Here is a 26,584-nt window from a genome sequence, read left to right as displayed (position 1 = left end):
CAACCCTTATTTATAATTATTATAATATAATAATAAATCTTTATCACTTAAAAAGCAATGCTATTGCTCACACTTGCATGAAATATGTAGTCAAATTGGTTAAAATAACAGCAAACAACCCTCGCTGCTCGCGAAGGTTGTCATTAATATCTCGTCCTATACTTTTTACACCAGAACCGAAGCACCCATCAAGTATTTGTCCACTTCACGAGCAGCCTCACGGCCTTCATTAATTGCCCATACAACCAAGCTTTGGCCACGACGCATATCACCTGCTGCGAATACTTTATCCACATTGGTGTTGTATTTGCCGTAACGTGCCTTAACGTTAGTACGACGATCTGTTGCAAGACCCAGTTGCTCTACCAACGTTTGTTCCGGTCCATCAAAACCAATGGCAATCATGGCCATCTGAGCCGGGAATACACGCTCTGTACCAGGAATCGGCTGATAAATTTTGCGACCAGTTTCATCCACAATACGCTCGATCTGTACTGTATGCAATTCTTTGAGGTTCCCCTCGTCGTCTCCGACAAATTTCGTTGTCATAATGGAGAATTCACGCGGATCTTGACCAAACAATGCTTTGGCTTCCTCTTGTGCATAATCAAGTGTGTATACGTTCGGGAATTGTGGCCAAGGGTTATTGATGCGATCACGTTCCATAGGTGCTTGTGTATGCGTACCGAATTGAGTAATCGTACGACAACCATGACGTAGCGATGTAGCTACACAGTCAGATCCTGTATCACCGCCACCAATGACAATAACATCTTTATCCTTGGCGGACAGGTATTGACCATCTTCCAGATTGGAGTCCAGATAACTCTTAATACTGCCATTCAGGAAATCCATAGCGTAATGAACGCCTTTCAAGTCGCTGCCTTCAATATTGAATTCACGCGGCTTCGTTGCACCACCGCACAATACAACAGCGTCATATTCATCCACCAGTTGTTGCGCAGGAATATCTTTACCGATCTCGGTGTTTGTAATGAATTGGATCCCTTCTGCTTCAAGCAGATCAACACGACGTTGAACTACATTTTTATCCAATTTCATCGTTGGGATACCGTACATCAGCAATCCGCCAACACGGTCCGAACGCTCATATACCGTTACCAAATGTCCTGCTTTATTCAACTGAGCCGCAGTTGCCAAGCCAGCTGGACCTGAGCCTACCACAGCTACACGTTTACCTGTACGTTTTTCAGGAGGCTCCGGAACGACCCATCCTTCTTCGAAACCTTTTTCAATAATTGCTTCTTCAATCGTTTTGATGGTTACAGGCTGACCGATTAAGCCAACTGTACAAGATCCTTCACAAGGAGCTGGACAGATGCGACCTGTAAATTCCGGGAAATTATTGGTTTTGTGAAGGCGCTCAAGTGCTTCTCTCCACAGTCCGCGATAAACAAGATTATTCCATTCCGGAATCAGGTTATGCACAGGGCAACCTGACGTGCCGCCAGTCATATCTATACCTGTATGGCAATACGGGGTACCACAATCCATGCATCGTGCACCTTGTGTTCTGAGTTCTTCTTCAGCCATGTGTTTATGAAACTCTTCCCAATCTTTGATCCGCTCCGCCGGCTCACGATCCGCTGGCAGTTGACGTTTGTATTCCATAAATCCAGTAGGTGTAGACATCTTACGTTTTCCCCCATCCGTTCTTGTCTTAATCCCTTCATCTGCATGGTTCTATATGAAATGGATTACTCGTTTCTTGAGTTTTTGTCTATTGTATCACAAAATCTTCTCGAAGATATTTCAATTATAGTAGCATTTACTTTGGTGAATATTAAATGGATTATCCGCATAATTATTTGTATTTTATACATCATATCTTTGAAGTCTACCTATGGTCAATACCCTTATTTTGGCGTTAAATGTGGTCTTAAACTCCGAAATCTAGTGTTTGATAAAGAGATAATAAGTCGAAACGTCATATAAATGTTAGATAATTTGTCATGGAATTCAACATATTCTGCTAGAAATCGTTCGTATTTCCGAATTCCAGACCTCTTTTAGGGCTTCACAACGTTAAATTCCCAAATCTTTTACACTTTTTTACTATTTAATGCTGAATCGTATGTATAATATACATACGATTCAATCATTCATGTTATATTAATGTAATATGGATTCCATTCTAAACAAATGGCTTATTTTTTTATAAAGAAAAGACGCTGTTCACGAATATTTCGCAATCAGCGCCTCACATCATACAACCACGACCGAAGTCAGGATTTTTATATGCCATATTTACTGTTTACGCTCATAAAATTCAAACGTATATGCGTGAACATTTTTTTCATCCTGTTCGCCTTCAATCTGGTCAATCAGTTCCCATTCAGACCAATCCACGTCGGGGAAAAACGTATCTCCCTCAAAATTCTCATGAATTTTTGTCACCACAAGACGATCTGCAAAGGGCAAGAACTCGCGATACACTTGGGAACCTCCAATTACGCACAGTTCTTCACCTTTGGTTACGCTCAGCCCTTCTTCAATCGTATGTACGATCTCAGCCTGGTCCACCTTGTAGTTCAGATCTCTTGTCACTACGATATTACGGCGCTGAGGAAGCGGCTTACAGCCAAAAGATTCCCACGTGTTACGTCCCATAATAATCGTTTTGTTTAACGTACGTTGTTTGAAAAAGGCCATATCTTTGGGTAACCGCCATGGAATCGTATTATTCAATCCGATCACACCGTTCTCCCCCATTGCCCATACCAATTCAATACTCAAGGGTAATACACTCCTTCAATCCAAGTCTCTTCTAGAGGTTGTTCAAAAAATCCACTTTTGATTACGAATCATGCCTAGCGGCATCATCAGCGTCGAAGTTGAAATTCAACCGAAATGTCCGTTGCTCACGTAGTTTGCCTACGCTCCGCTACTCCATTTCTAGCTTCATTCCATCTTCTTGGTACTGAAAACCAGACTTTTTGAACACGCACTTATCGAGATTGAACACATAATTAGACTGCAATTGGGGCTTTGATGCCTGGATGATGCTGATAGTTCTCAAACTCGAAATCTTCAAACTTATAATCAAAAATAGAATCGGGCTTACGCTTGATTACAAGCTTAGGTAACGCATAAGGTTCACGCTCCAGCTGAGTTTTGACCTGATCAACATGGTTGGAATAGATGTGAACATCCCCACCAGACCAGATGAAATCACCCACCTCAAGGTCACATTGCTGCGCGATCATATGAGTTAAGAGCGCATAACTCGCGATGTTAAAGGGCAGCCCGAGGAAGGTATCCACGGAACGCATCGTAAGCATACATGATAATTTACCCTCCGCAACGTAAAACTGAAACGCAAAGTGACAAGGTGGAAGCTTCATATTATTGATCTCTGCCACATTCCATGCGCTGACAAGATGACGTCGTGAATCCGGATTATTTTTAATTGAATCAATGACTGCGGAGATCTGATCGATCTTCTCCCCATTAGGTGCTTCCCAAGTACGCCATTGTGAACCATACACCGGTCCAAGATTTCCATTTTCGTCTGCCCAGTCGTCCCAGATTTTCACACCATTTTCTTTCAGATAAGATATATTGGTATCGCCACTCAAAAACCACAACAGTTCATGAATAACCGATTTGAGATGAATTCGTTTGGTTGTTACCAGCGGAAATCCTTCGGAGAGATCATAACGGAGTTGTCTGCCGAATACGGATTGTGTTCCTGTTCCCGTACGATCTCCTTTATGAACGCCATTGTTCAGAATATCCTGTAATAAATCGAGATAGTTTTTCATGTTGCAATCTCCTCACTAAAGAATTTTTACACTTACCACTCCGATGACAGAACAACCTTCCGATCGCTGTTATCCCCAGATTTTTTTGATTTCCTTTTCCAAAGGTAAAATCCGGGGATAAAGGCGAACACTTCGCTTCTTCAGGTTCTTTCTGTCCTCTACGTTCTCGTGTAAAAGATTAGTTTAACTTCAATACTAATTACATAGACCGTGATTGGCTTGGAGCCACATCATGACTGATCATTACTACAGTGTACCACAATTGAGTTGTTGGATAAAATCAATTCAATGAAACTTTTGAGTATGTAACTTTTCATCATATCATACACACGAGTATCATGAATTTCTCAGCTTTTGCTCAGAAAAAAGAGACGAACAACGCGTTAGCGTCATTCGTCTCTTCTGATTACGTATAATGCCGGACGGATCCGAAGCTTAGATGATCTTAACGGGAGATGATGTGGATCGGGTGACCCATAACCAATTCCGCAGCTTCCATCACGATTTCGCCCAAAGTTGGGTGAGCGTGAATTGTGAGAGCCAGGTCTTCCAAAGTAGCGCCCATTTCAATTGCCAAACCAAGCTCAGCAATCAAGTTGGAAGCTTCCAGACCTACGATTTGGCAACCCAATACAAGGCCGCTTTCTTCGTCAGCTACGATTTTCACGAAGCCTTCAGCGTGGTTCAAAGATACAGCACGGCCGTTACCCGCATAAGGGAATTTACCTGCTTTAACTTTGTAACCTTTCTCTTTAGCTTCTTTCTCCGTGTAACCTACGCTGGAACACTCTGGATCTGTGAACACAACAGCCGGCATACATTTGTAGTCAACTACAGATGGTTGTCCTGCGATTGCTTCAGCAGCCACTTTACCTTCATAAGAAGCTTTGTGTGCCAGAGCCAAACCAGATACGATGTCACCGATAGCGAAGATATGAGGAATGCTAGTACGACCTTGGTGGTCAACTTTAACGAATCCACGCTCGTCAACGTCTACACCGATCAGGTCCAAACCAAGCTCACCATCTGTGTTTGGACGACGTCCAACAGTTACCAGCAGGTAATCTGCAGTTACTTCTTTGGACTCACCATTTACAGAATATTTAACAGTTACATCTTTATCCGTTTGCTCAGCACTTTCAGCTTTTGCACCCGTTACGATTTCGATGCCTGTTTTCTTCATGTTTTTAGCCACAAGGCTAGTCATGTCTTTATCGAAACCTGGCAGTACTGTATCCAATCCTTCGATGATTGTTACTTTCGCACCAAATTTGGAATACATTTGACCAAGCTCAGCACCGATATAACCGCCACCGATAACGATCATGCTTTTTGGTACTTCAGGCAAGTTCAGAGCTTCTGTTGAAGACAGAATGCGTCCGCCAAACGGGAAAGGTTTCAGTTCGATTGGTCGGGAACCTGTTGCAATAATTGCATTTTTAAATTTGTAACGTGGAGATTCGTGATCATTGAATACACGAGCTTCGTTTTCGTTGATGAACATGCACTCACCGTTGAAAACTTCAACTTTGTTGCCTTTGAGCAGACCAGCTACACCGCCAGTCATTTTCTTAACAACGCCGTTTTTGAACTCTTGAGTTTTGCTGAAGTCCACTTTCACGTTCTCAGCAGAGATACCAAAAGCTTCACCGTGAAGTGCAGACTCATATTGGTGTGCAGCAGAGATCAGGGCTTTGGATGGAATACATCCACGGTTCAAACAAACACCGCCCAGTTCGGATTTGTCTACGATCAATACGCTTTGGCCCAGTTGAGCAGCGCGGATGGCAGCTACATAGCCGCCAGGACCCGCACCAATTACTAATGTGTCGATATTGAGAGAAGCGTCGCCTACTACCATATCTTACACCTCCATAACAAGCAGCTCAGGGTTAGCGAGCAGCTGTTTAATGTAATTCATAAAGTTTTGTGCTGTTGCGCCATCGATGATACGGTGGTCAAAGCTCAGGGAAAGAGCCATTACAGGTGCTGCAACTACTTCGCCGTTTTTGATCACTGCTTTTTCGCTGATGCGTCCTGTTCCGAGAATAGCAACTTCAGGGAAGTTGATGATTGGAGTGAAGAACATACCGCCAGCAGAACCGATGTTACTGATGGAGATTGTGCTTCCTCTCATTTCATTCGCGCTCAATTTGCCGTCACGTCCACGAGCTGCCAGATCACGGATTGAATCAGCGATCATCCAGATGGATTTGCGATCAGCATCTTTGATAACAGGAACGATCAAGCCGTTGTCTGTATCTGTTGCGATACCGATGTTGTAGTATTTTTTGTAAACAATTTCGTTAGCTTCTTCATCAATCATAGCGTTCAGAGCAGGGAATTGGCGGGAAGCCGCAACCAGTGCTTTAACGATGAATGGCAGATAAGTAACTTTTGTTCCTTTTTTCTCTGCAATAGGTTTCATACGAGTACGGAAAGCAACCAGTTCAGTTACGTCCACTTCGTCCATGATTGTAACGTGAGGTGCAGTGTAAGCCGATTTAACCATTGCGTTAGAGATCGCTTTACGGATACCTTTGAATGGTACGCGCTCTTCTTCAAGGTATTGATCACCTGCAGCCGCTGCTGGTGCTGCGGATTTTTTCTCTTCTTGAGCCGGAGCTTCGGAAGATGCCGCTGCGGAAGAACCGCCACCGTTTTTGAAGGATTCAACATCTTCTTTAGTTACTTTACCGTTGTTGCCAGTACCGTTAACCTGAGCGATGTCTACACCTTGTTCGCGAGCAAACTTGCGCACGCTTGGCGTTGCCAGAACGTCTTTGGCAGGTACTGCCGGAACGCTGTTATTACCGCCTTCTTTAGCTGAATCCGAGCTGGAAGCTGCCGCAGAAGAACCGCTAGTATCTGCTCCGCCTTGAGCTGCATCTTTCTCTTGCTCGCCTTGATCGCCAGCAGGAGCGTCATCTTGCTCAGGAATTTCACCTTCTGCATCAATGATGGCAACAACTTCACCAACGTGGCAGACTTGACCGTCTTTAGCAAATACTTCAGTCACTGTTCCGTTAACCGGACAAGGTACTTCAACTACCGCTTTGTCGTTCTGTACTTCCATGATGATATCATCGTCAGTTACTTTGTCCCCGACTTTGATGTGCATCTTGATGATTTCGCCTTCGTGAAGGCCTTCGCCTAGTTCAGGGAATTTATATTCAAATTTAGCCAACTGAAAAACCTCCTTGATTATGTGCTCAATCCTGAAAACAACCCTTAACTCCAAGAACCAACTGTTACTGCTAATGCAAATAACTGTTACTCAAGGGGCTAATGGCTGTTTACAGTGCAGCCTGCGCTGCGGTGTGAATCACCATACTGCGCCTTGCGGCATGTCAGATGATTAGATTAGAAATTCACGACTTTGTTAACCGCAGCAACGATACGTGCCGGGTTAGGCAGCCATGTATCTTCGATTTGTGCAAAAGGATATACAGTATCCGGACCAGCTACACGCAGAACCGGTGCTTCCAAGTGCAGGATTGCTTTTTCATTGATTTGGGCAATGACTTCAGCTGCAACACCTGCGCTCTTTTGAGCTTCCTGTACAACAATTGCACGGTTTGTTTTCTTAATAGAAGCAACGATGGTATCGATGTCGATCGGGCTAACCGTACGAAGGTCGATAACTTCAACGTTGATACCTTGTTTTTCGAGTTCCTCTGCTGCTTTCACAGAAGTATGAACCATCATACCGTAAGTGATGATCGTTACATCGGAACCTTCACGAACAACGTTCGCTTTACCCAATTCAACAACGTAATCTTCTTCAGGAACTTCTGCACGGAAAGCATGGTACAGGTTCAAATGCTCCATGAAGAATACAGGGTCATTATCGCGAATAGAAGCGATCATCAGACCTTTTGCATCGTATGGGTTAGAAGGAACAACTACTTTGATACCTGGTGTTTGCGTGAGCAGACCTTCCAGGGAATCTGTATGCAATTCTGCCGCTTTTACACCGCCACCGAATGGTGTACGGAATACGATTGGAGAATTGTATTTTCCACCGGAGCGGAAACGCATACGAGCAGCTTGCACTACCATTTGGTCAAGGGCTTCGAAGATAAAACCAACGAATTGGATCTCAGCAACCGGACGGAAGCCTTGCACACCCAGACCTACAGCCAAACCGCCAATAGCGGACTCCGCCAGTGGTGTATCAAATACACGTTCTTCGCCAAACTCTTTTTGCAGACCTTCCGTTACACGGAAAACGCCGCCTACATTACCTACGTCTTCACCGAAAAGCAGAACGTTAGGATCACGTTTCAACTCCACGCGAAGCGCATCACGGATTGCTTCTTTCATGTTCATTTGTGCCATTTGCTTCATTTCCTCCTTAAACATTGACAGTTCACATTTGAATTCGTACATGTATACCGGGACATTAAAGTCACGGATGTTTATGCTTTATCGGAAAAAACTTATTGGAAATCAGCTTTTTGCTCTTCCAAGTGCTTAGGCGTTTGTTCGAACATGCTGTCGATCAAGCCCGAAATCGTCATTTTCTCGGTTTTTTCCGCTTTTTTGATTTCTTCATTTACTTTAGCTTTTGCTTCTTCTTTCACACGTGCTGTATCTTCTTCAGTCCAAAGACCTTTTTTCTCCAGATATTTAGCGAAACGTGCGATAGGATCTTTAGCAGACCATTCAGCCTCTTCTTCTTTTGTACGATACTTGGAAGCATCATCCGAAAGGGAGTGAGGACGGAAACGGTATGTTACTGCTTCGATCAATGTTGCGCCTTCTCCGTTACGTCCGCGTTCAGCAGCTTCCTGAACAGCTTTGATAACAGCGAAGATGTCCATACCGTCAACTTTAACACCTTTGATCCCTGCTGCTACCGCTTTGTGAGCGATGGACAGAGCTGCTGTTTGTTTAGCAAAAGGAGTTGTGATGGCATAACCATTGTTTTGCACGAAGAAAATTACAGGCAGTTTGTATACACCAGCGTAGTTCAGACCTTCATAGAAGTCACCTTCAGAAGAACCGCCATCACCTGTGTACGTGATAACAACTTGTTTTTGTTTCTTCAATTTGTAACCCATAGCGATACCCATTGCATGCAGAATTTGTGCACCAATGATGATTTGTGGCATCAATACATTAACGCCATCTGGAATTTGTCCACCATGTTGGTGTCCACGGGAGTACAAGAATGCTTGATAAAGAGGAAGTCCATGCCATACGAGTTGCGGAATGTCACGATAGCCAGGACATACAAAGTCTTCTTTTTCAATTGCAAATTCACTACCAACCATTGTAGCTTCTTGACCAGATACTGGAGCATAGAAACCAAGACGACCTTGACGGCCCAGGTTTACTGCACGGTCATCCCAAGTACGGGTAAATACCATGCGGTACATAATTTCTTTTAATTGATCATCGGAAAGTGTAGGCATCATGTCTTTGTTAACAATTTCGCCGTCAGGAGACAGCACGGACAGAGCTTCTACATCCTCTGTATACACTTCATAAGGAACCTTGCTCATTTTTTTCTTCACCTCAACAAAAAATTTGAATATCAAGTTCCGCTGTTATAATATTATTATACACCTGTTTCACTCCATACGTCAAAGAAATCCGTATTTTTTTTATGTTTCCTGTCGGATTGTATGTATAACAGGGGCTTAATATTGGTATAACAGCATAATACATGATTGCGTGTTTGACCTAACCCCGCACAAGGGTAATCTTACCGTATTGCGCGGTCGAATGCAAAAAATTAACCGAGAAAGGTGACGTTTTATGACGGATTCCCGCTATTTGAAACGCACGATTGTGAAGGAAGAGATTGAAAGTCGCTATCTCGGAGAGAAGCGAACACTCCGTATTTATCTTCCTCCGGGCTATAACGAATTACTTAGCTACCCTGTCGTATATTGTCAGGATGGTGAAGAGTTTTTCAATTTCGGTCGAATTGCCACAACAGCTAACCGAATAATTTTGGACGAAGGAGCTGAACCTTTCATTATTGTAGGTGTTCAGGTCGATGTGTCTGTGAGAACGCAGGAATATGCTCCATTCGGAGATCGGTTCAAGGCATATACCGCTTGCTTCGCTGAAGAGATTATTCCCTATATAGAAGAGAAATATCCTGTGCGCCGTTCTCCGCAGGAACGTATTCTTGCCGGAGACTCGCTAGGTGGCAGTGTTTCGCTTCATCTTGCTCTGTTATATCCGGATCTGTTCACACGTGTCATCAGCATGTCCGGTGCCTTCTATTCTGCTTCTCAAGAAATCTATGCTGCAGCCGAAGATCTGTCCTGGCTCTCGATCTGGATGATCGTTGGTTTGCAGGAAACTGCATTCAAGGCAGACACCGGTACATATAATTTCGTTCAATTAAACCGAGATACGCGTGATTTGCTGGAAAAACGTGGCGCTCTCGTCTCCTATCAGGAGAAAGACGGGAACCACCAATGGGGTTTTTGGCAGAATGAATTGCCAGATGCATTGTTATATTTTCTTCAGGAAAGATAAATTAAATTGGGTCACTTCAACAGGCGGCTGAAATGCCGCTTTTGTTTTGCGTCATAATGACACCGCTTACAATTGTAATCTGAAAAAGAAGCAGGATTTCCTGCCTGGTTAAATGCCCACTCCTGCTTCTTTGTCCGATTACAAGTTAAATATCATATTAGGTTTATTTACTAGGCTATGGAATGTTCCTCTTCAATCTTTCTCAACAGAACATCGCAGCCTGCGTTAACCAATTCGTATACCTCTTCAAAATTGCCTGTGTAATACGGGTCAGGTACTTCCCTGAGTTTTTCCTCCGGAAGCATGTCCATAAACTTGATGATGTCCGCCTCAGCTCCGCCTGGAACGTTGCGTACATTATCTGCATTGGAATTATCCATACACACAATGTAATCAAATTGAGTAAAGTCTTCGCTGGCGAATTGTCTTGCTGCCATGTTGGCATAAGAAATCTGGTACGAATCCAGCAATTTTCGAGTCCCTTCATGCGGAGGTTTACCAACATGCCAGTCTCCTGTACCCGCAGAGTCCACCCGAATCTGGTGTTCAAGCCCCTTCTCCAAGACTTTGTGACGCAGAACGGCTTCAGCCATTGGTGATCTACATATATTACCCAGACATACAAACAAAACGTGAATCATATTAGTCCCCCTTGCTTAACGTACCTTGAAGTACCGACGATGTTGGCTGTGTTGCGATGCTCTCCGACTGAGGACTAACGCTCCCCGTCTCAGATGGCACCAACGAACGACGTGGCAGTTTCCATTTATAATGTACAGAACACATCCGGAAGAACACAACGGCCGCGAAACATAACAATAATCCGGCATTTGTTGTTAACCAGCCCATACCTATGACAAAACCGGCTGTCATTGCCCATACAGCATAGATTTCATCACGCAATACAAGCGGTTTGCGTCCAGCAAGCACATCACGAATAACGCCTCCACCAATACCTGTCATTACTGCTGCTACGATAACTGCGCTAATCGGATGTCCCATGTTCGCCGCGTACAGTGCCCCTTGAATTGCAAATGCTGCTAGTCCAATTGCATCAAACAACGCCTCTGTTCGCTTCCAGTGACTAATCCACTTGAGCGGCAATATAAATGCAATTGCTACAGATACTAAGGCTAACATAATAAGTGATCCCTGACTCCATAGTGTCGTTACAGGTATACCTATAAGTACATTCCGGATAATCCCGCCTCCGAATGCCGTGACAAGTCCTAGCACCAGTACACCCAAAATGTCATACTCCTCTTCCATTGCCACGAAAGCACCGGACATTGCAAATGCGATGGTGCCTATAATACTGAACACTTCAAAAATGTGTAAGTCCAACCTGTTCAAACCTCACTTTTCAAGTCATCTCCATGTCGCTCTACCCATTGTATCCGCGAGCACTGAAATTGTGCAACCACATTTTGTGGATTATACTGGTTTGGTGAATATATTTGTACAGGTTCAAACATTATATCTGAACAACGAACTATTTTTCTTTGAACTAGGAAGGATGAAATAAAATGACGGTGAAACGGATTGTTATATTTACAGGCGGAAATCTATCTCCGGAATTACTTCAGGAAATACGTGAAGATGACATGATCATCGCGGCCGATCGCGGCGCATTATTTTTGATTGAACACGGTATTCAGCCTCATGTTGCAGTTGGAGATTTCGACTCTATCTCAGAAGAGGAACGTATAATTGTTAGTAACAATAGCACGACATTCATTACATGCGATCCTGTTCATAAGGATCTTACCGATACGGAAATGGCTTTTGAAACAGCGTTAGATCACGAACCTACTCACATTCTTATGTTAGGCGCTACAGGTACACGGATGGATCACACACTTGCTAATGTACATATTATGGTTCGCGCGATGCAGCATCATATCTACTGTGCCATTCAGGACAAGCACAACTACATGACACTTACAACATCCAAAGCTGTGGTTGAACACCGTGACTATAAATATGTTTCCTTACTCCCCTTGACCCATGAAGTTACAGGAATAACTCTGGAGGGTTTTATGTATCCGCTGGTTCAAGCCACCATTCGTATGGGACAATCATTGGGTGTAAGTAACCAACTCTTAGGCAAATCTGGCACGGTCACGATTGATAGCGGCTTACTACTGATTATTCAAAGCAAAGATTAAATATATCAATCATGTCTTCTGAATTATTACGTTTTTGTAACCAGTGATTCCGATAAGAAAATAGGTTCATACACAATAAAGACCCTTGATATTCAAGGGTCTTTTCTATTTCATCTTTATTTATCATTCGTCAATGATTAATTTTTTGACATTTTTAATTGTATTTTAATAAACATACCCAAACCGCTGTGGCGCAAGGGATTACACATCCCTATCCAATTTCTAGGCTGTTACAAAGCTGTTATACTCGCTCTAGCAACTTAACGAAAACGAATTTTGGAGGTACTAACTAATATGAAAACAAACATCTTTGTCCAAAAGGCCGTAACCGTCGGGTTGTGCGCTACACTAGGTTTTGGAGCTGTATTAATGACTAACGCCCCTGTCGCACAGGCAGCAACTGCATCTGTGTCCACAGGTCAACAAATTGTTAACTATGGTAAAAAATTCACTGGAACTCCATATGAATTTGGTGCTTCAACAACAACAACCAGAGTTTTTGACTGCTCTTCTTTTATGAAATATATTTTCAAAAAGTATGGTGTAGACTTGCCACGCACATCCGTGAGCCAATCTAAAGAAGGTACAGCTGTATCCAAAGCTAATCTTCGTGTTGGCGATCTTGTATTCTTCTCTAGCGGTAGCCGTTCTACGGGCTCCAACATTACACATGTAGGCGTATATGCAGGGGACGGAAAGATTCTGCATACGTATGGATCACCAGGTGTAACGATCTCGGATCTGAACTCCGGTACGTGGAAGAGAACGTACATTAAAGCTCGTCGTGTACTGTAGAACCGTTTATAGTTAAAGAGCAAGGGCCGGATGATATGATCCGGTCTTTTTCTTTTACCCTTTTTTCGCCATGCTTTAAACTGGAGATTCCTGGAATGGTTGAATTATCTAATTTTTATCGTGTAACATGTAACCGATCCCACGCACAGTATGAATCAGTTTCACACTTCTCCCCTTATCCACCTTTACCCTCAGATGTTTGATATACACGTCCACAACATTGGTATCCATCGCATACTCATACCCCCACACTTCCCGTAAAATATCAGTCCGGGTACATGCTTCATTCACATGCAACGCCAGAAATTCCAGCAATTCGTACTCTTTTGGTGTTAATGTCAGGTACTCACCCGCACGATTTACCCGCCTTGAGCGTAAATTCACTTTAAGATCATGAACTACAATCACTTCTTCACTCTCCTGCGTTGCATTCGCAAAAACACGCAATAGATTTCGTATTCTGGCTAGCATCACGGTCAAGTGAATGGGCTCCTCCATCACGTCATTAGCTCCGTAATCCAGCCATTCCACGATGAACTGAGGAGATGCATTTGAAGTAATAACCAGCAGAGGGATCACCTGTCCGCTCTCTATCCAACGTTTCAACTCTGATTTCTGATCCTGGTTAAGGTGTGCATACCCCTCTTCCCGGTCTACCAGGATGATCAGGTTAATATGCTGCAACGAAGACTTGACGGATTGGTTTAGTTCAGAACACTCCATTCGTTGCACCTCATACCCTTCAGCACATAAAACGTCGTAAATAAGGCTGACCTGCTCTCCTGCTCCAATCAGCAAAATGGCTGTTTTCACTGTTTTTCACCCGGCCTGTCTCTATCCCCGCTGCTCGTAGCAGTGGTTGGTACAGTTAGCATGCCGTAAAATGAAAAAGTCCATTCCCTCAAGGGAACAGACTTTGTTTCTTTCTTGCTTTAACCAAAGTAACGATGAACGAGAGTACGCGCTTCAGCTGTATCTTTTGTTCCGTGTACGAGAACACGTCCATCCCGGAATACGACCATTCTATGAGCTCCTGTTGTAAAAGAAACCAGAAACGGATTGCATTCCACTTTTCCTTCTTCAAGTCTGTTCAAGCGATCCGCAGTTTGTTGAAGATTCAGATTCATGCGCCGTGCAGGGCGGATCTGAACGGTATCCCTTCCACACAACACATCGGTTTTTTCCAGATTGGACGCAGAAAGATATGGATACGTTGCCGAAGGGCCGCATGAAGGACAGTCTTGCTTTTTCGCACCATCCACATTGATGGATATGTATTCGTTCCTCCACACGTCAAATGACAACAACTTGCGTCTCAATGCATTCTCATTGCCACTAAGCAGCTTCATCGCTTCTGCTGTCTGATTCGCCGTTACCATTTGTACCGCTTGTGGTATGATGCCAGACGTATCACAGGTATCTCCACCCAGGGGGACTTCACCCAGCAAACAATTTAAACATGGCGTCTCTCCAGGCATAAACGTATAGGTGATGCCGTAACTCCCCACGCATCCACCATAAATCCAGGGAATACGATGCTTTTGTGCCATATCATTAATGAGTAGTCGGGTATCAAAATTATCCGTTGCATCCATGATCAAGTCTGCATGCTGAATGAGTTCTTCCAGTTCATCTACTCTGACATCCAATACCTTTCCTTCCACATGAACCGTGGAATTAATGGCAGATAAACGTTTTTCCGCAGCCATCGCTTTCGGCATCCGTTCAATGGCGTCCTGCTCTACATATAATTGCTGCCGCTGCAAATTACTCCACTCCACATAATCACGATCCACGATCGTTATGTGCCCGACGCCTGAACGTACTAACGTTTCGGCAATCCCTGTTCCGAGTGCGCCAGCGCCTACAATTAAGACTCTGCTGCCCTTTAATCTGTCCTGGCCTTCCTTGCCAAGTGGCGCATACCTTTCCTGTCTGGAATACCGGTCGGCCTGCTCGGAGGAAATTGATTGTTGTTGATCTATCATGTATGAACCATTCCTTCCACCGGACTACTGGCCGCTGCATAACGCTTCACAGGAATCATGCCTGCCTCATATGCCAGTCTACCTGCCTCTACACCCATTCGCATCGCTTTAGCCATATTCACCGGATTTCCTGATCCGGATACTGCTGTATTCAACAATACACCATCTGCACCAAGTTCCATGGCATAAGCAGCATCTTTTGGAGAGCGCAACCCTGCATCCACAATCACAGGCACAACGGCCTGCTCAATGATGATCTCAAGATTATAGGGATTAATAATGCCTCTACCTGCTCCGATGGGAGAAGCGCCAGGCATTACGGCATGTACGCCAAGCAATTGCAGCCTTTTGGCCAGAATGACATCATCTGAAATATAAGGCAATACGGTGAAGCCCTTTTCAAGCAAAATTTCGCAAGCCTTGTACGTTTCAATCGGATCTGGGAGCAATGTCTTTCCATCTCCGATGACTTCGACTTTTATCATATCACAAAGTCCCGAAGCCCGCGCAAGCTCGGCGATCCGCACTGCCTCTTCCGCAGTGGAAGCCCCGGCCGTATTCGGAAGAAGCGTGTATTGATCCAGATCCAATGTATCCAGAAAATGCTTCTGGTTACGTTCCTCCAGATTCAGACGACGAACAGCAAAGGTTAAAACTTCCGTTCCAGAAGCATCCACAGCCTGACTCTGCACTTCAAAATCCGAAAACTTGCCTGTTCCGAGCAATAATCTGGACTCAAACGTATATTTACCAATGTTCAACATCATCAACCGCCTCCTACAAAATGTACAATCTCGATTCGATCGCCTTCTCTTAATGCCGTTGTCTCATGATACTCACGCGTTAAGATGTTCCTGTTCAGCTCTACAACTACAGTCTTGACTTGCAGGTCAAATGATTGGAGCAGTTTATCCACTCGATTCATGCTGTCTTCAATCTCCATCCGTTGACCGTTAACGATGATATTCACTGCACCACTCCCTTTCTGTTCAAACGCTCTGGATTCAGCGCTTCAATTCCGAGTTCTTCTGAGCTTTTGCCAGCGATTAACTCCGCGATAAGCCTGCCTGTTATCGCACTTAGCAAAATACCATTACGGTAATGCCCAAAGGCAGCGAACAGTCCAGGTATACTCTTGCATGCACCTATATAAGGCAGCCCATCTGGCGTTGCCGGTCTTACACCTGCCCACGCTCGCTTAAATTGCGCTTCTTTCATCCCGGGTACCCAGTGGGTAGCCGCTGTTAGCAGCTTCTGAACACCCTGTACAGAAACATTCAAATCCGTTCTGCCCGGCAGACTGGTTGCCCCGAGCCAAACTTCGCCATTGGCTTTGGGAACAATATAGACATCCTCTGCATAAACCGTTCTGTCAGGTCTGTACCCTGCATGTTCATCTGAGAACTGAACAGCAGCTATTTCTCCTTTTACCGACCACACAGGTAAGCTCAGATTCACATGTCTCATCAATGCTTCACTCTGTAATCCAGCCGCTATAACGACATGTTTGCACGTTATCTCACCGATCGATGTGGTGATCCCCTGCACGCCGTGTTCGTTTGCTTGTACATTTATATCCTGTATGTCCTCCATAAACCGCGCGCCCATGGCTTGAGCAGATTCCGCATATGCCCTAGTTAGATGGACAGGAAGGATTTCACTCTCGTATGGTCTGTAGTAGGCTCCGTATGTATCTCTGTTAAGCCACGTTGCCTCCTGTTGCACAACCGAACGATCCCACCACACCTCATCAACAGACAAACCGGAATTTCGATTGTTCTTATAGCGGCTTAATTCACTGTATGATCGAAAAGGGGTCAAGAATCCATGGCGTTGCAGGCCGACCTCTACCCCACTGAGGGTATCCATTATCCCTTGTTGCTCAATAAGTAACTGTCTACTCTGCCTGGCAAGCTTAGCCATCAAAGGATGAGCAAAATCCTCACTATCTGGCGCCAGCATTCCAGCCGCTGCGCAAGAAGTGCCTCCCGCAATCGCGGAACGCTCCAGCAACAAAACACCCTGTCCACGGGAAGCAAGCTCATACGCAATGGCACAACCAACGACACCTCCGCCTACAATAATCGTTTCTACATGAATCTTATCCGGATTATCAGGTACACTTTTGCTTCTTGATTCCGTTTCAGAGTTCAGTTGATGACTGAAATGATTCCTGTTCTGACCCGTTACGATCTCATTCATCCTCTTATCTCCTTTCACCGGCTTAGACTTCCTGTAGCAACGATAGCCTGCCTTAGTGATGCAGCTGCCCGATCCGGGGAATCGCTCGACCATACATTTGAGATCACGGCGACTCCCTGTGCCCCAGCAGAGCGAATCGCGTCGATGTTTCCCGGCTCTATGCCTCCGATCGCGATGACAGGAATGGAGACACCTCTGCATACTTCATCAAGAGCATATAATCCTCTTGGTTCTAGATCTGGCTTGCTGTTGGTCGCGAAGACATGCCCAAAGAAAAGGTAATCAGCTCCCTGTTCTTCAGCGATTTTTGCCTCATCGATGGAATGAACAGATACACCCAGACGATATCGCTGCATTTTGCTTATGACAGCAGGGTTGTATTTACGTATCGCATCTTGCCCCCAATGAACACCGCCATAGAGATCATTCTCTGAGGGCAGTTCTGAACCATTGATAACGATGCGACAAGATGGAATACCAACATTACGCATACTTTCAGCCCAACCGATCTTGTCTTGCCATGTAAGTTGTTTCTCTCGTATGTGAATATAGTCCACCCATGGCCAAACATCCTTGGCTGCTTTTACAAAAGATGCTCGATCTCCTGCACCCGTAGATACAACATGCAATTCAAATGATTCGTGAACATGCTCATGAAAAATTGCGGTACCCTCCCTCTCCTTCCAGGCGTGAATGCTATGAAAACACAAAAAAAGCCACTCCCGTAGGGGAGTGGCTGCGTATGAATTATAGGATCAGATCACTGACTGATGCATACAGTTCATTTCGTGCAGTACAGCTAAAGACCTATAGCCATAACGTTATACACGCAACTGCATGTTTCAATTCGCTAAGCAGACGGTTGAAATCTTTTCGAGTTGCCGTTTGCTCACGTCATTCACTGAAACGCGCTCGCCACTTCCCTACGCTGGTATGATCCAGATCAGGTGCAAAGGGTCCGGAATCGCATTCTTCCATCTCAGCCGCATCGTGCGGCCCCCCTAGTGTTCATATGAAGTTGTAGCCTATGTTACCATAGACGGATTTTTTTGTCACCGTCATTTCTGTTAAACATGGTCTCAAATCATCTAGTTTTTCTCAGACCATTCTTCGACATTCCATGTTTTGGTGACCCAACCCTCGTAAAAATCAGGTTCATGAGATACCAGTAACACCGTTCCCTTAAAATCTTGCAAGGCACGCTGTAACTCCGCTTTGGCTGTGACATCCAAATGGTTTGTCGGCTCATCGAATAAAATCCAGTTGCTTTCGCGCATCAGGAGTTTGCATAAACGAACCTTGGCTTGTTCTCCACCACTCAGCATGTTGAGCGGACGAGTAATGTGCTCATTCTTTAATCCGCAGCGAGCGAGATGACCCCGGACCTCATTCTGAGTCAAATGTGAAAACTCATTCCAGACATCCTCGATCGGCGTGATATTTCCAGCACGAACCTCCTGCTCAAAATAGGCCGTTTCGAGATAATCTCCCAAAAAGGTCTTTCCACTCAGTGGAGATATTTTCCCGAGGATGGTTTTCAGCAGTGTCGATTTACCCACACCATTACAGCCTACAATGGCAATTTTCTCACCACGTTCAATCGTCATCGTCATTTTGGGCAGCAAAGGATACGTATATCCAATTTCAAAATCAATACCCTCAAAGACCGTTTTGCTACTCGCGCGGGCATCCTTGAATTTGAACGTTGGTTTAGCCGCTTCATCCGGGCGATCAATACGTTCAATCTTGTCCAGCTGTTTCTCGCGGCTCTTCGCACGACCTGAAGTTGAAGCCCGCGCCTTGTTACGCTGAATGAAATCTTCCTGTTTCTTGATGTACTCTTGCTGCTTCTCGTACGCATCAATATGCTGAGCTTTATTCATATCAGCCATCTCCAGGAACTTGTTATAGTTCGCTGCATATCTCGTTAATTTGGCAAATTCCAAATGATAAATGACATTTACGACTTCATTCATGAATTCCGTGTCATGGGAGATTAGGAGAAATGCATGCGGGTAGTCCTTCAGGTAACGTGACAGCCATTCAATATGCTCAACATCCAGATAGTTGGTTGGCTCATCCAGTAACAGAGCTGTAGGTTTTTCGAGCAGAAGCTTGGCAAGCAGCACCTTGGTGCGCTGTCCACCACTTAGAGCTGCGACATCTCGATCAAGACCAATTGCAGACAAACCAAGACCATTGGCCATCTCTTCAACTTTTACGTCAATCAGATAAAAATCGCCCTGTTCCAGTTGTTCCTGAATATCGCCCATCTCTTCCAGCAACTGCTCCAGCTTATCTGGATCTGCATCTGCCATCTGGTCCGTAATATTCATCATTTGTTTTTCCAATTCAAGCAACGGAAGGAAAGCATCCTTAAGCACATCACGAATCGTTTTGCCTGGCGTAAGCTTGGTGTGCTGATCCAGATATCCATAACGGACCTTAGGTGTCCATTCCACTTTTCCACTGTCTTTAAGCAATTTACCGGTAAGGATGTTCATTAATGTGGATTTACCAACACCATTGGCACCAACAAGTCCTACACGCTCTCCGGCGAGTAAACGAAACGATACATTTTTAAATAACGTGCGATCTCCAAAATTGTGACTCACGTTCTCTACTGACAATAAACTCATAAGATGAGGTTGCTCCTATCTATTAGACATTACTTTTATTATGGTTCCGAACCCCTATTCTAGCACAGGTCTCGTCTTTTCTGAAAGTAATGTAAACAGTTCAGGAACTCCTTCCAAGATTTTGTCATGTTCGCAAGCTAACGATTAGAGCAGTTATATTCGAAATAGCCTTGTGCAGCTGCTTGTCTTCCGTCTGTGAACACCTCTTCGGCACGGTAACCATTACCACATGTGGAGGGATAGTAGTACTTGATACCCGTTAAAGGATCTACTCCACCTACGATGGCCGTTTTCTTCACAAGTCTGCCTCCACCAATCGCATAATTGTTGATCTTCTGGTCACCAACACCTATACCTTGGATAAAGGCCATAATCCCTGTATCGTTGATGGAGTTGTACCAATCTTCCTGTGCTATCAGGGGCATCGTAAATGTATAGGATACACCGTTCTTTCTGGCAAACTCATTATGGCGGTTAATCACATCAGCAAGATCATCCTGCACAGAAGTTACAACCCGGCTTCGTCGAACTTGTTCAAATACGCTGCTATCTTGAAGTAAAGGAATCTGTGTGGTTGAAACCAGTTCTTTTTGAAAGCCCTCCACCCATCTCCCTGCGCTTGCGTCGTAGGCATAGACATAGTCGTCCAATGTAAAGTTAATACTGTTACCGTATGAATCTGAATATGTATAAGGTTTCTTGGGACTCCATACTTGCCTGAAAGAATCTTCCCGGTTACCTGTCAACTCTGTTTCTGTGGACAACATATAATAGCCATCGTAATCCAGGATAACCACGGCAGGAATGTAATTAAACATGTTTCGAATAGCTGCGGCATCATCCTGAATCCCCATATTCAAAGCCATCGTCTGAGTAAACGTCAACAAGGCAAGCTCCTTATCCGCTTTAACAAACTTGGTTGAATCATAACCTGCTTCATCACTTTGTTTCTCATTTTGATGCATAACTGCACCTGCATCCATCACTGCGGTTTGAAGTGCAGATCTGTATCGATGTCCAAGAAAGTTAGCCTCTTCGGCATCTTGGGTATGGAGTGAGATGATCCAGAAGAGCGGGAAGAAGATCAGCACGAATACTATGGATAGCTCAGTAATCTTCATTGAGGACCATACCTCCGTAGGTTACAAATACCGTTGAGGCCTGAGCCGTACCACTAAGCCATTCACGAATGAGCATGGAAGGTGTACGGTTTGTATTTTGGAGCGTCACGGTAAAAAAATCTCCTGTTGTCAACGTGTATCTTCGGCCAGGATCATCAGCCGGAGTCACACTTGAGGAAGGGAATAGCCTCTCTCGAATCTGAGCTGCGTAATATCCATCTTGTACAACCTCGTACGTCCCGGTAAAACTGTTAATGTCCATCGGGTCCGTATAATGAGGTACATATTTCTTATGTAAATGTTCCATCGACAACTCATACAAATTGCCCGTCTGTGCCAGTTGCTCCTCAAACTCAGCCAACATTCGAGGGGAAATATATCCTTTCGTTCGGACAGCATCGACAAAACGTGTTACATTCTGAACAGCCGTCATGCGCGCTATATCATCCTGCCGATCAGCTGTTTCCGCAGCTGGATACACATAGAGCAGAAGGACTGCGAGCAATACGGCAAGCAGCTTGGATGCGGCATTAATCAATTCACACTGGCCTCCTTCCAAAAAACAATCTTGAGCAGTTCTCCAGTTTCATTTCGTATAAACTCAGGCCTGTAGACGGCATCGAGCTGCACCGGAATCGTTGCTGTTTTGCTGACAAGTGGATCGATTACATAGGAAGTCCCATCTACTTCCACCGGAATTCCTGTGCCTGTCATCTGCCTCACGGTATGCAATACCTCTACGCCCTTATACCGATTCGGCTTGGTGGTATGCAATGTCGTTGTCAGCCGACCTTCCATACCTGCTGTTGTCTGTACTCTGTCGTTCAATGCCGCTGATAAGATCTTAATATGATGTTGCCCGTACAGGCAGGCTGTCACAAACAGGACAACCGCCGTACAAAACAACATAAGATGCTGGGTATTCTGGGACATGTTAAACCAACTCCTGTCAGGATTGCTGGAAGATTAGCCCTCTTACCACGTTGGAGCGGTCTTTTACAATAATGGCTTTGAATTTACCACTTGGATTGACATATTGATTGTCCTTTTCACTCATGGTCTGGTTAATAATCCCCACTTTATCGTCAGGAGCAATAACCGAGCCGTAGTCCGCATTATTGAGATCCTGTGAAATGTTCAATTGGTTACCATACCATTGACCCGCTTTATTTTTACCTGTAATGACTTGAATACCGAACTGATCCTTGTCCGCGTATTTACGCAGCGCATTGGTTACCTGTGATCCACTGATCGTTGTTCCGTCATACACCGTGAATGCAGCCTGGGACAGCTCGGTTTGAATATCAGCAAAATTGTTCTGCGCCGTCTTGGTTGCTTCCTGAGCCGAAATAAATAACAGAACTACAATTGTGATCAGAGCGATTGTCAAAAATATCCCTGCTGCCACCTTTAAAGCGCTTGATGCATTGTTCATGATAAATCCTCCCAAGTTATAAATTATTAATATATTTCAGACTGTCACACAGAAGAATTGTGCTACAGTTTCTGAATTTGTTCATAATAGATGTTCATCTGCAGGAAGCTCATACCGACCAATGGTATGACCAGGTACAAAAAGATTAGGGCATACATGGGAGCAAATCCGATGGTTCTCCCCCAGGATGCTTTAACATCAATCATTTTGCTGTACTCCTGCTTTCGTTGTTCAAAATAGAATGCCATCATGCTCTCAAGATCATCAAAGGCTTCACGTATTGAGATTTTGCCAAGGGCAAGCTGCAATTTATCAATCAGTCGCTGGAATTCGGGCAAGCCCGCCTCTTCCTTTAATTGTTCAAGTGCAAGCTCTGGCCCATGTTCAAAATGCAACAAACATTTTTGCAGCGGACGCTTGAAAATGACGGCAAATCGATTAAGCCATTCCAATATCTCCTCGACTGACATCCGGTCCATCTCACGCAGAATGGATATCACAGTCTGAAATTGATAGATTTCATGCCGCATATCCAACCTTCGCATTTTCCGCTGAAATAACATGAGCCATATGGGCATGTAATACCCTGCTACGCCCAAGACAATCGCTATAATCATTTCCCACCAGCGTACATATTGCTTGTTATATACCTCTAGTTTCTGCATAATGCGCGCGATCGTCTCAGCCTGGGTATCATGGTCCAGCTGAACGGGAGATAACTGCTGTAACGCGCCCAAGATGTCTTCGTATGTAGCTCCTCGGTTCATCTCTACACTTTCCAGCACGGATTGATCCAATGTTGTTTTTTCCTCAGCTTTCCTGAGATCCGCTTCAGCCATTGCACCAAACATTCGATCATCCCGGATTGGATCATGCAAGATGTGGTTACGTTCAACCTGGTGCAACAGCAGGATGCAGCCCAGTGTAAGGACCAAACAACCTGCGAATAACATCACTCGGCGAATGGCGAGCCATTCGTATTTCAACTCCGAGCTACTCTCCCTCATAAGCCGTATCGTTTGGTTGTACTGTACACTGCCAGGCTTCGCCGCAAACAACATCGCCAATTTCCGGATGGAGGTCTGCCTGTATAGAAACTGATCCAACCATGAATGCTTATGTCCTGAGCGGTAACGAGTTTCATCGTATTGCTGGAGCCTCTGCAGAAGCAAATAAGCAAGAATGATAATGACATAAATTGATATTTTGGTAACAAAACCAATTTTGCTACGATAAAATTCATCCATCGTTGGAAAACTGACTCTGGCCCAGCGTTCAATTGGAGCGGTGAATAATACCGGGGCAAGCGCGATGATATTAAGTCCTTTAAGCAGGTAATCCAATTTGTCACGCCGCAAAATCTCCAGATGAATCTCCTGTGTCAGGTTCCCCAGTCCATTAAGATAGATAGACCCTTGTTCTCGGTCCTTATCCCCGAACTCCATAACCATATAGGAAACGCCGGCGAAGCCTTTGAGAAACCGGTTGGGTGCCACTTCATAGTAGCGCTCAAGTGCTTCATTAGGATCTGGAGAAGTTAGAGCTTCATAGATCAGTCTTACCTGTTCTGCTGCTTCTCCTGTACCGGCTTCAGCCGCTTCATAAAGTGCTTCCTCAACCATGCCATGCTGATGATACCGATGTCTTACATCTGCAAAGAGATCCAGCATCTGAACCAGCAACCGTTTCTCCATACGACTGAGGCACGTATCCAGCACCAAGCTGTTTAGCACCACAGCACAGAGCACGGACAATATTACAAAAGCGATACCCGGCTGCAGAAGGAACAGAATGACACTTATGCAGCCATAACCTCCGAAAATAATGAGAATCACTGTCATTGTCAGTCTTCGAAGTGAAGGCTCATCTCCAACATGTCGAAATGAAATACGTTTCTGCACTTGTAGAATATAGGTGGATAACAGTGGAACTTTCATTCCCAGGCGGTAGGACTGCAACAAGAATGATCCCAGTCCCTTGAACCCCTTCGTTCCGGTAGTTAGAATAACGCCGGATGGACTTGTTGGACCACCTCCTCTGCGACGTAATACATTTAAAACCAGAAGTGTGATCAGCAACCCTCCTGCACAAATACCTAATACGAGGAGCAGAATCCATTTAATTGTCATGCGGATCACCCCAGTGTTGCTTCATAAAATGTCCAAATTTCTCGGCATCCTGTAATGTCATCTGTTCTCGCATATCCAACATGCATTCCGAGGAGATTGGAGCTGTTGCTACATACTCTCCATCTCTGTACTCCACTACATTACGAAATGTAAAACCAGCCCTCTCTTCCACGCTGTCACCTTGATTCGCACGAGGAAGACATTCCGTAATACGTTCGATATATCTTCGTCCTTCAGCATCTTTCTTCATATGAACATCGAAATTGATGACACTCACAACCTGCTCCTCAGCAATATGTTCATGCTGGAACATGCCTGTCTTGAGCAAGGAATTACGGAGAGAGAATACCAGATCACGAAACGTTTTGGCATGGTGGGTAAACAGGGTGAACAGACTCGCAACTTGGGACATCTGAATCATCCATGCTGCCACTTCATCACTCGCAACCTCACCGAGAATATTGACGGTACCATCCGTTTTTTTCTGCAAATCAAGCCCTTGTTGACCTGAAATGTGTTCAGTCTCTCGGAAACTCAAAATATTACGTCGGCTATAGATCCGTCTTAATTGAAGTTCGAACGCCATCTCCTGCACCCGAAGGGTGTACGATGCATAGATGTGTTTGACCATAGCCATAAGCAACGTCGTCTTACCCGAACCTTGTGCACCGGTTACAGCTGTGATCCGGCTCCCTTTCATCAGGTATTGTAATAATTCAATTGGCAGATTCGCGTTGTTACCTGTAATCAACTGTTCAAGTGAAGCATTCGGAATATCGAACTTTCGGACGAAGAATGCCCATGATTCTGCGAAAGGAGGACGAACAACTACAACACGGGAGCCGTCTTTCATCTCATTCACCTTGTATCCACTTGCCTCCGACAACTGTCCGGGATAATTGTATTTGTATATATTCTGGCATACCCTTTTCAATTCACGGATGCTGCCGAATGACAGAAAGGATAGATGAATGGACTTACCTTTATAAAAAATCCAGACACTTTCCATACCGCTAAGCGGCTCTTCATGTGTATCATCCTCCAGTCCTTGCTCCAACAGATCATTCCATGATGCCGGTTTCTGAAATCCAATATTATGAACAGTATCCAACATACCGCTGACACCACCACTAACGCCGTCAATACGTTGGTCCCTTATCTCATCAACAACGGAGAACCCTTTGTAGTGTTGGTAGATACGCTGCACGATGATTTCTGTCTTTTCTCTGAATCCAAGCTCTCGATATTCGCACTCAAAAACATAGTGAATGTCTTCCTCGGAAATATAATAACTCCCTCCGTCCTCCGTACCTTCCTCCATTCTCAGCCTTCCCAGATCGTAGGTATCAATCATTCGGGAGAGTGCATCCACACCGAATTGCTGTCGGTACAGATAAAACACAATTTCAAATCGGTCCTGGATCGTCAACAAATCCGGTTCCGCAAACAAAATGACTTCATCTACATTTGATTTGTTCAGTCCTATGCTTCGAACCAGAAGATCCCCTATCAGATTTTTGACATACGTTTTGTCACTGATACTGCCTGAGACACAGCCCTTCAGCGCTTTTCTCATCTCTGCACGTTGATTGATTCTTCGACGATATTCTTCTTCATGCAGACCTGCATCCGCGAGCTGACTATGACTAAGCTCATGAAGTGAGTTCTTCACCTTCTCAATCAACATGTCAATCGTGAAGGATTCCTGTTCAGGAACACGAGCATTCTTCTCATGAAGAAACGCTCTATACTTGAACCAGACATAAGTCAGGCACAGAATCAAAATTAAACTTATCCATATGGTATTCCAGAGCATTGGAG

The 26,584-nt window shown here is 44.6% G+C and carries 25 protein-coding genes and 1 riboswitch; of the genes, 3 read left to right on the top strand and 22 right to left on the bottom strand.

Annotated elements, in window-relative coordinates:
* Positions 1-165 precede the first annotated feature (165 nt).
* From MKY73_RS12540 to pdhA, 7 genes are all read right to left on the bottom strand, one after another.
* Entirely contained in the window at positions 166-1,653 is a 1,488-nt protein-coding gene (locus MKY73_RS12540; protein ID WP_339307796.1) for a glutamate synthase subunit beta, read from the bottom strand.
* 615 nt (positions 1,654-2,268) lie between these two features.
* Positions 2,269-2,757, bottom strand: coding sequence for a dihydrofolate reductase (locus MKY73_RS12535; RefSeq protein WP_339307794.1), 489 nt, complete (start codon positions 2,755-2,757; stop codon positions 2,269-2,271).
* A 233-nt stretch (positions 2,758-2,990) separates the two neighbouring features.
* Positions 2,991-3,785 carry a thymidylate synthase gene (thyA, locus tag MKY73_RS12530; RefSeq protein ID WP_339307793.1) on the bottom strand — a complete coding sequence of 265 codons (795 nt, stop codon included), beginning with the start codon at positions 3,783-3,785 and terminating at the stop codon, positions 2,991-2,993.
* 445 nt (positions 3,786-4,230) lie between these two features.
* Positions 4,231-5,646, bottom strand: a complete 1,416-nt coding sequence (lpdA, locus tag MKY73_RS12525) for a dihydrolipoyl dehydrogenase (protein WP_024630356.1) — start codon at positions 5,644-5,646, stop codon at positions 4,231-4,233.
* A 3-nt stretch (positions 5,647-5,649) separates the two neighbouring features.
* On the bottom strand, positions 5,650-6,972 hold the full coding sequence (locus MKY73_RS12520; RefSeq protein WP_339307791.1) for a dihydrolipoamide acetyltransferase family protein: 1,323 nt from the start codon (positions 6,970-6,972) through the stop codon (positions 5,650-5,652).
* Between the two features lie 176 nt (positions 6,973-7,148).
* Positions 7,149-8,126 carry an alpha-ketoacid dehydrogenase subunit beta gene (locus MKY73_RS12515; RefSeq protein ID WP_339234470.1) on the bottom strand — a complete coding sequence of 326 codons (978 nt, stop codon included), beginning with the start codon at positions 8,124-8,126 and terminating at the stop codon, positions 7,149-7,151.
* A gap of 101 nt (positions 8,127-8,227) precedes the next feature.
* A complete protein-coding gene (gene pdhA / locus MKY73_RS12510) occupies positions 8,228-9,295 on the bottom strand; it encodes a pyruvate dehydrogenase (acetyl-transferring) E1 component subunit alpha (protein ID WP_017688072.1) in 1,068 nt (355 codons plus the stop codon).
* A 256-nt stretch (positions 9,296-9,551) separates the two neighbouring features.
* Here pdhA and MKY73_RS12505 point away from each other — a divergent pair, with 256 nt between their 5' ends.
* Complete coding sequence (locus MKY73_RS12505; protein ID WP_253437164.1) at positions 9,552-10,286, top strand: alpha/beta hydrolase-fold protein; 735 nt, start codon at positions 9,552-9,554, stop codon at positions 10,284-10,286.
* Between the two features lie 170 nt (positions 10,287-10,456).
* Here the strand turns inward: MKY73_RS12505 and MKY73_RS12500 are convergent, their stop codons facing one another.
* Positions 10,457-10,927 (bottom strand): low molecular weight protein-tyrosine-phosphatase, encoded by a 471-nt coding sequence (locus tag MKY73_RS12500; RefSeq protein WP_339307789.1) that lies wholly within the window; start codon positions 10,925-10,927, stop codon positions 10,457-10,459.
* Between the two features lies 1 nt (position 10,928).
* Positions 10,929-11,630: a trimeric intracellular cation channel family protein gene (locus tag MKY73_RS12495; protein WP_339307787.1), complete on the bottom strand. Its 702-nt coding sequence runs from the start codon at positions 11,628-11,630 to the stop codon at positions 10,929-10,931.
* A gap of 182 nt (positions 11,631-11,812) precedes the next feature.
* Here MKY73_RS12495 and MKY73_RS12490 point away from each other — a divergent pair, with 182 nt between their 5' ends.
* Together MKY73_RS12490 and MKY73_RS12485 are read left to right on the top strand one after the other, a co-directional pair.
* Positions 11,813-12,454: a thiamine diphosphokinase gene (locus MKY73_RS12490; protein ID WP_339307785.1), complete on the top strand. Its 642-nt coding sequence runs from the start codon at positions 11,813-11,815 to the stop codon at positions 12,452-12,454.
* Positions 12,455-12,748: 294 nt separating this feature from the next.
* On the top strand, positions 12,749-13,249 hold the full coding sequence (locus MKY73_RS12485; protein ID WP_339307783.1) for a C40 family peptidase: 501 nt from the start codon (positions 12,749-12,751) through the stop codon (positions 13,247-13,249).
* A 108-nt stretch (positions 13,250-13,357) separates the two neighbouring features.
* Here MKY73_RS12485 and MKY73_RS12480 read toward each other — a convergent pair whose 3' ends face one another.
* The 13 genes from MKY73_RS12480 to MKY73_RS12420 form a co-directional block, all read right to left on the bottom strand.
* Positions 13,358-14,062: a response regulator transcription factor gene (locus MKY73_RS12480; RefSeq protein ID WP_339307781.1), complete on the bottom strand. Its 705-nt coding sequence runs from the start codon at positions 14,060-14,062 to the stop codon at positions 13,358-13,360.
* A 119-nt stretch (positions 14,063-14,181) separates the two neighbouring features.
* Positions 14,182-15,237, bottom strand: coding sequence for a ThiF family adenylyltransferase (locus tag MKY73_RS12475; RefSeq protein ID WP_339307780.1), 1,056 nt, complete (start codon positions 15,235-15,237; stop codon positions 14,182-14,184).
* Positions 15,234-16,001, bottom strand: a complete 768-nt coding sequence (locus MKY73_RS12470) for a thiazole synthase (protein ID WP_339308570.1) — start codon at positions 15,999-16,001, stop codon at positions 15,234-15,236. Before MKY73_RS12470 ends, MKY73_RS12475 begins: the two co-directional genes overlap by 4 nt.
* A 2-nt stretch (positions 16,002-16,003) precedes the next feature.
* The gene (gene thiS / locus MKY73_RS12465) at positions 16,004-16,207 is read right to left on the bottom strand and encodes a sulfur carrier protein ThiS (protein WP_339307778.1); all 204 of its coding nucleotides are present in this window, start codon (positions 16,205-16,207) and stop codon (positions 16,004-16,006) included.
* Entirely contained in the window at positions 16,204-17,439 is a 1,236-nt protein-coding gene (thiO, locus tag MKY73_RS12460; protein ID WP_339307776.1) for a glycine oxidase ThiO, read from the bottom strand. Before thiO ends, thiS begins: the two co-directional genes overlap by 4 nt.
* A 14-nt stretch (positions 17,440-17,453) precedes the next feature.
* Positions 17,454-18,149, bottom strand: a complete 696-nt coding sequence (locus MKY73_RS12455; RefSeq protein ID WP_339307775.1) for a thiamine phosphate synthase — start codon at positions 18,147-18,149, stop codon at positions 17,454-17,456.
* 193 nt (positions 18,150-18,342) lie between these two features.
* A riboswitch (TPP riboswitch) is annotated at positions 18,343-18,452 on the bottom strand.
* A 75-nt stretch (positions 18,453-18,527) separates the two neighbouring features.
* Positions 18,528-20,078 (bottom strand): ABC-F family ATP-binding cassette domain-containing protein, encoded by a 1,551-nt coding sequence (locus MKY73_RS12450; RefSeq protein ID WP_339307774.1) that lies wholly within the window; start codon positions 20,076-20,078, stop codon positions 18,528-18,530.
* A gap of 137 nt (positions 20,079-20,215) precedes the next feature.
* Positions 20,216-21,199: a hypothetical protein gene (locus tag MKY73_RS12445; RefSeq protein ID WP_339307773.1), complete on the bottom strand. Its 984-nt coding sequence runs from the start codon at positions 21,197-21,199 to the stop codon at positions 20,216-20,218.
* Positions 21,186-21,737 carry a hypothetical protein gene (locus MKY73_RS12440; RefSeq protein ID WP_339307771.1) on the bottom strand — a complete coding sequence of 184 codons (552 nt, stop codon included), beginning with the start codon at positions 21,735-21,737 and terminating at the stop codon, positions 21,186-21,188. Before MKY73_RS12440 ends, MKY73_RS12445 begins: the two co-directional genes overlap by 14 nt.
* A complete protein-coding gene (locus MKY73_RS12435) occupies positions 21,734-22,132 on the bottom strand; it encodes a hypothetical protein (RefSeq protein WP_339307770.1) in 399 nt (132 codons plus the stop codon). The genes MKY73_RS12440 and MKY73_RS12435 overlap by 4 nt, the downstream gene beginning before the upstream one ends.
* Before the next feature lie 16 nt (positions 22,133-22,148).
* Positions 22,149-22,634, bottom strand: a complete 486-nt coding sequence (locus MKY73_RS12430; protein ID WP_062834890.1) for a hypothetical protein — start codon at positions 22,632-22,634, stop codon at positions 22,149-22,151.
* Between the two features lie 62 nt (positions 22,635-22,696).
* Positions 22,697-24,763 (bottom strand): hypothetical protein, encoded by a 2,067-nt coding sequence (locus MKY73_RS12425; protein WP_339307769.1) that lies wholly within the window; start codon positions 24,761-24,763, stop codon positions 22,697-22,699.
* Positions 24,753-26,579 (bottom strand): ATPase, T2SS/T4P/T4SS family, encoded by a 1,827-nt coding sequence (locus MKY73_RS12420; protein ID WP_339307768.1) that lies wholly within the window; start codon positions 26,577-26,579, stop codon positions 24,753-24,755. The genes MKY73_RS12425 and MKY73_RS12420 overlap by 11 nt, the downstream gene beginning before the upstream one ends.
* Positions 26,580-26,584 lie beyond the last annotated feature (5 nt).

Origin of the sequence: Paenibacillus sp. FSL R5-0519 (assembly GCF_037974275.1) — a bacterium.
GTDB lineage: Bacteria > Bacillota > Bacilli > Paenibacillales > Paenibacillaceae > Paenibacillus.
This window is presented reverse-complemented; position numbering and strand designations above follow the sequence as displayed.

Coding starts and splice junctions, on each gene's coding strand:
- MKY73_RS12430 (WP_062834890.1), bottom strand. CDS start 22,634: ATGAACAATGCATCAAGCGCTTTAAAGGTGGCAGCAGGGATATTTTTG.
- thyA (WP_339307793.1), bottom strand. CDS start 3,785: ATGAAAAACTATCTCGATTTATTACAGGATATTCTGAACAATGGCGTT.
- MKY73_RS12515 (WP_339234470.1), bottom strand. CDS start 8,126: ATGGCACAAATGAACATGAAAGAAGCAATCCGTGATGCGCTTCGCGTG.
- MKY73_RS12490 (WP_339307785.1), top strand. CDS start 11,813: ATGACGGTGAAACGGATTGTTATATTTACAGGCGGAAATCTATCTCCG.
- thiO (WP_339307776.1), bottom strand. CDS start 17,439: ATGAATGAGATCGTAACGGGTCAGAACAGGAATCATTTCAGTCATCAA.
- MKY73_RS12420 (WP_339307768.1), bottom strand. CDS start 26,579: ATGCTCTGGAATACCATATGGATAAGTTTAATTTTGATTCTGTGCCTG.
- lpdA (WP_024630356.1), bottom strand. CDS start 5,646: ATGGTAGTAGGCGACGCTTCTCTCAATATCGACACATTAGTAATTGGT.
- MKY73_RS12540 (WP_339307796.1), bottom strand. CDS start 1,653: ATGTCTACACCTACTGGATTTATGGAATACAAACGTCAACTGCCAGCG.
- MKY73_RS12470 (WP_339308570.1), bottom strand. CDS start 16,001: ATGTTGAACATTGGTAAATATACGTTTGAGTCCAGATTATTGCTCGGA.
- MKY73_RS12485 (WP_339307783.1), top strand. CDS start 12,749: ATGAAAACAAACATCTTTGTCCAAAAGGCCGTAACCGTCGGGTTGTGC.
- MKY73_RS12505 (WP_253437164.1), top strand. CDS start 9,552: ATGACGGATTCCCGCTATTTGAAACGCACGATTGTGAAGGAAGAGATT.
- pdhA (WP_017688072.1), bottom strand. CDS start 9,295: ATGAGCAAGGTTCCTTATGAAGTGTATACAGAGGATGTAGAAGCTCTG.
- MKY73_RS12445 (WP_339307773.1), bottom strand. CDS start 21,199: ATGAAGATTACTGAGCTATCCATAGTATTCGTGCTGATCTTCTTCCCG.
- MKY73_RS12475 (WP_339307780.1), bottom strand. CDS start 15,237: ATGATAGATCAACAACAATCAATTTCCTCCGAGCAGGCCGACCGGTAT.
- MKY73_RS12450 (WP_339307774.1), bottom strand. CDS start 20,078: ATGAGTTTATTGTCAGTAGAGAACGTGAGTCACAATTTTGGAGATCGC.
- MKY73_RS12435 (WP_339307770.1), bottom strand. CDS start 22,132: ATGTCCCAGAATACCCAGCATCTTATGTTGTTTTGTACGGCGGTTGTC.
- MKY73_RS12425 (WP_339307769.1), bottom strand. CDS start 24,763: ATGACAATTAAATGGATTCTGCTCCTCGTATTAGGTATTTGTGCAGGA.
- MKY73_RS12500 (WP_339307789.1), bottom strand. CDS start 10,927: ATGATTCACGTTTTGTTTGTATGTCTGGGTAATATATGTAGATCACCA.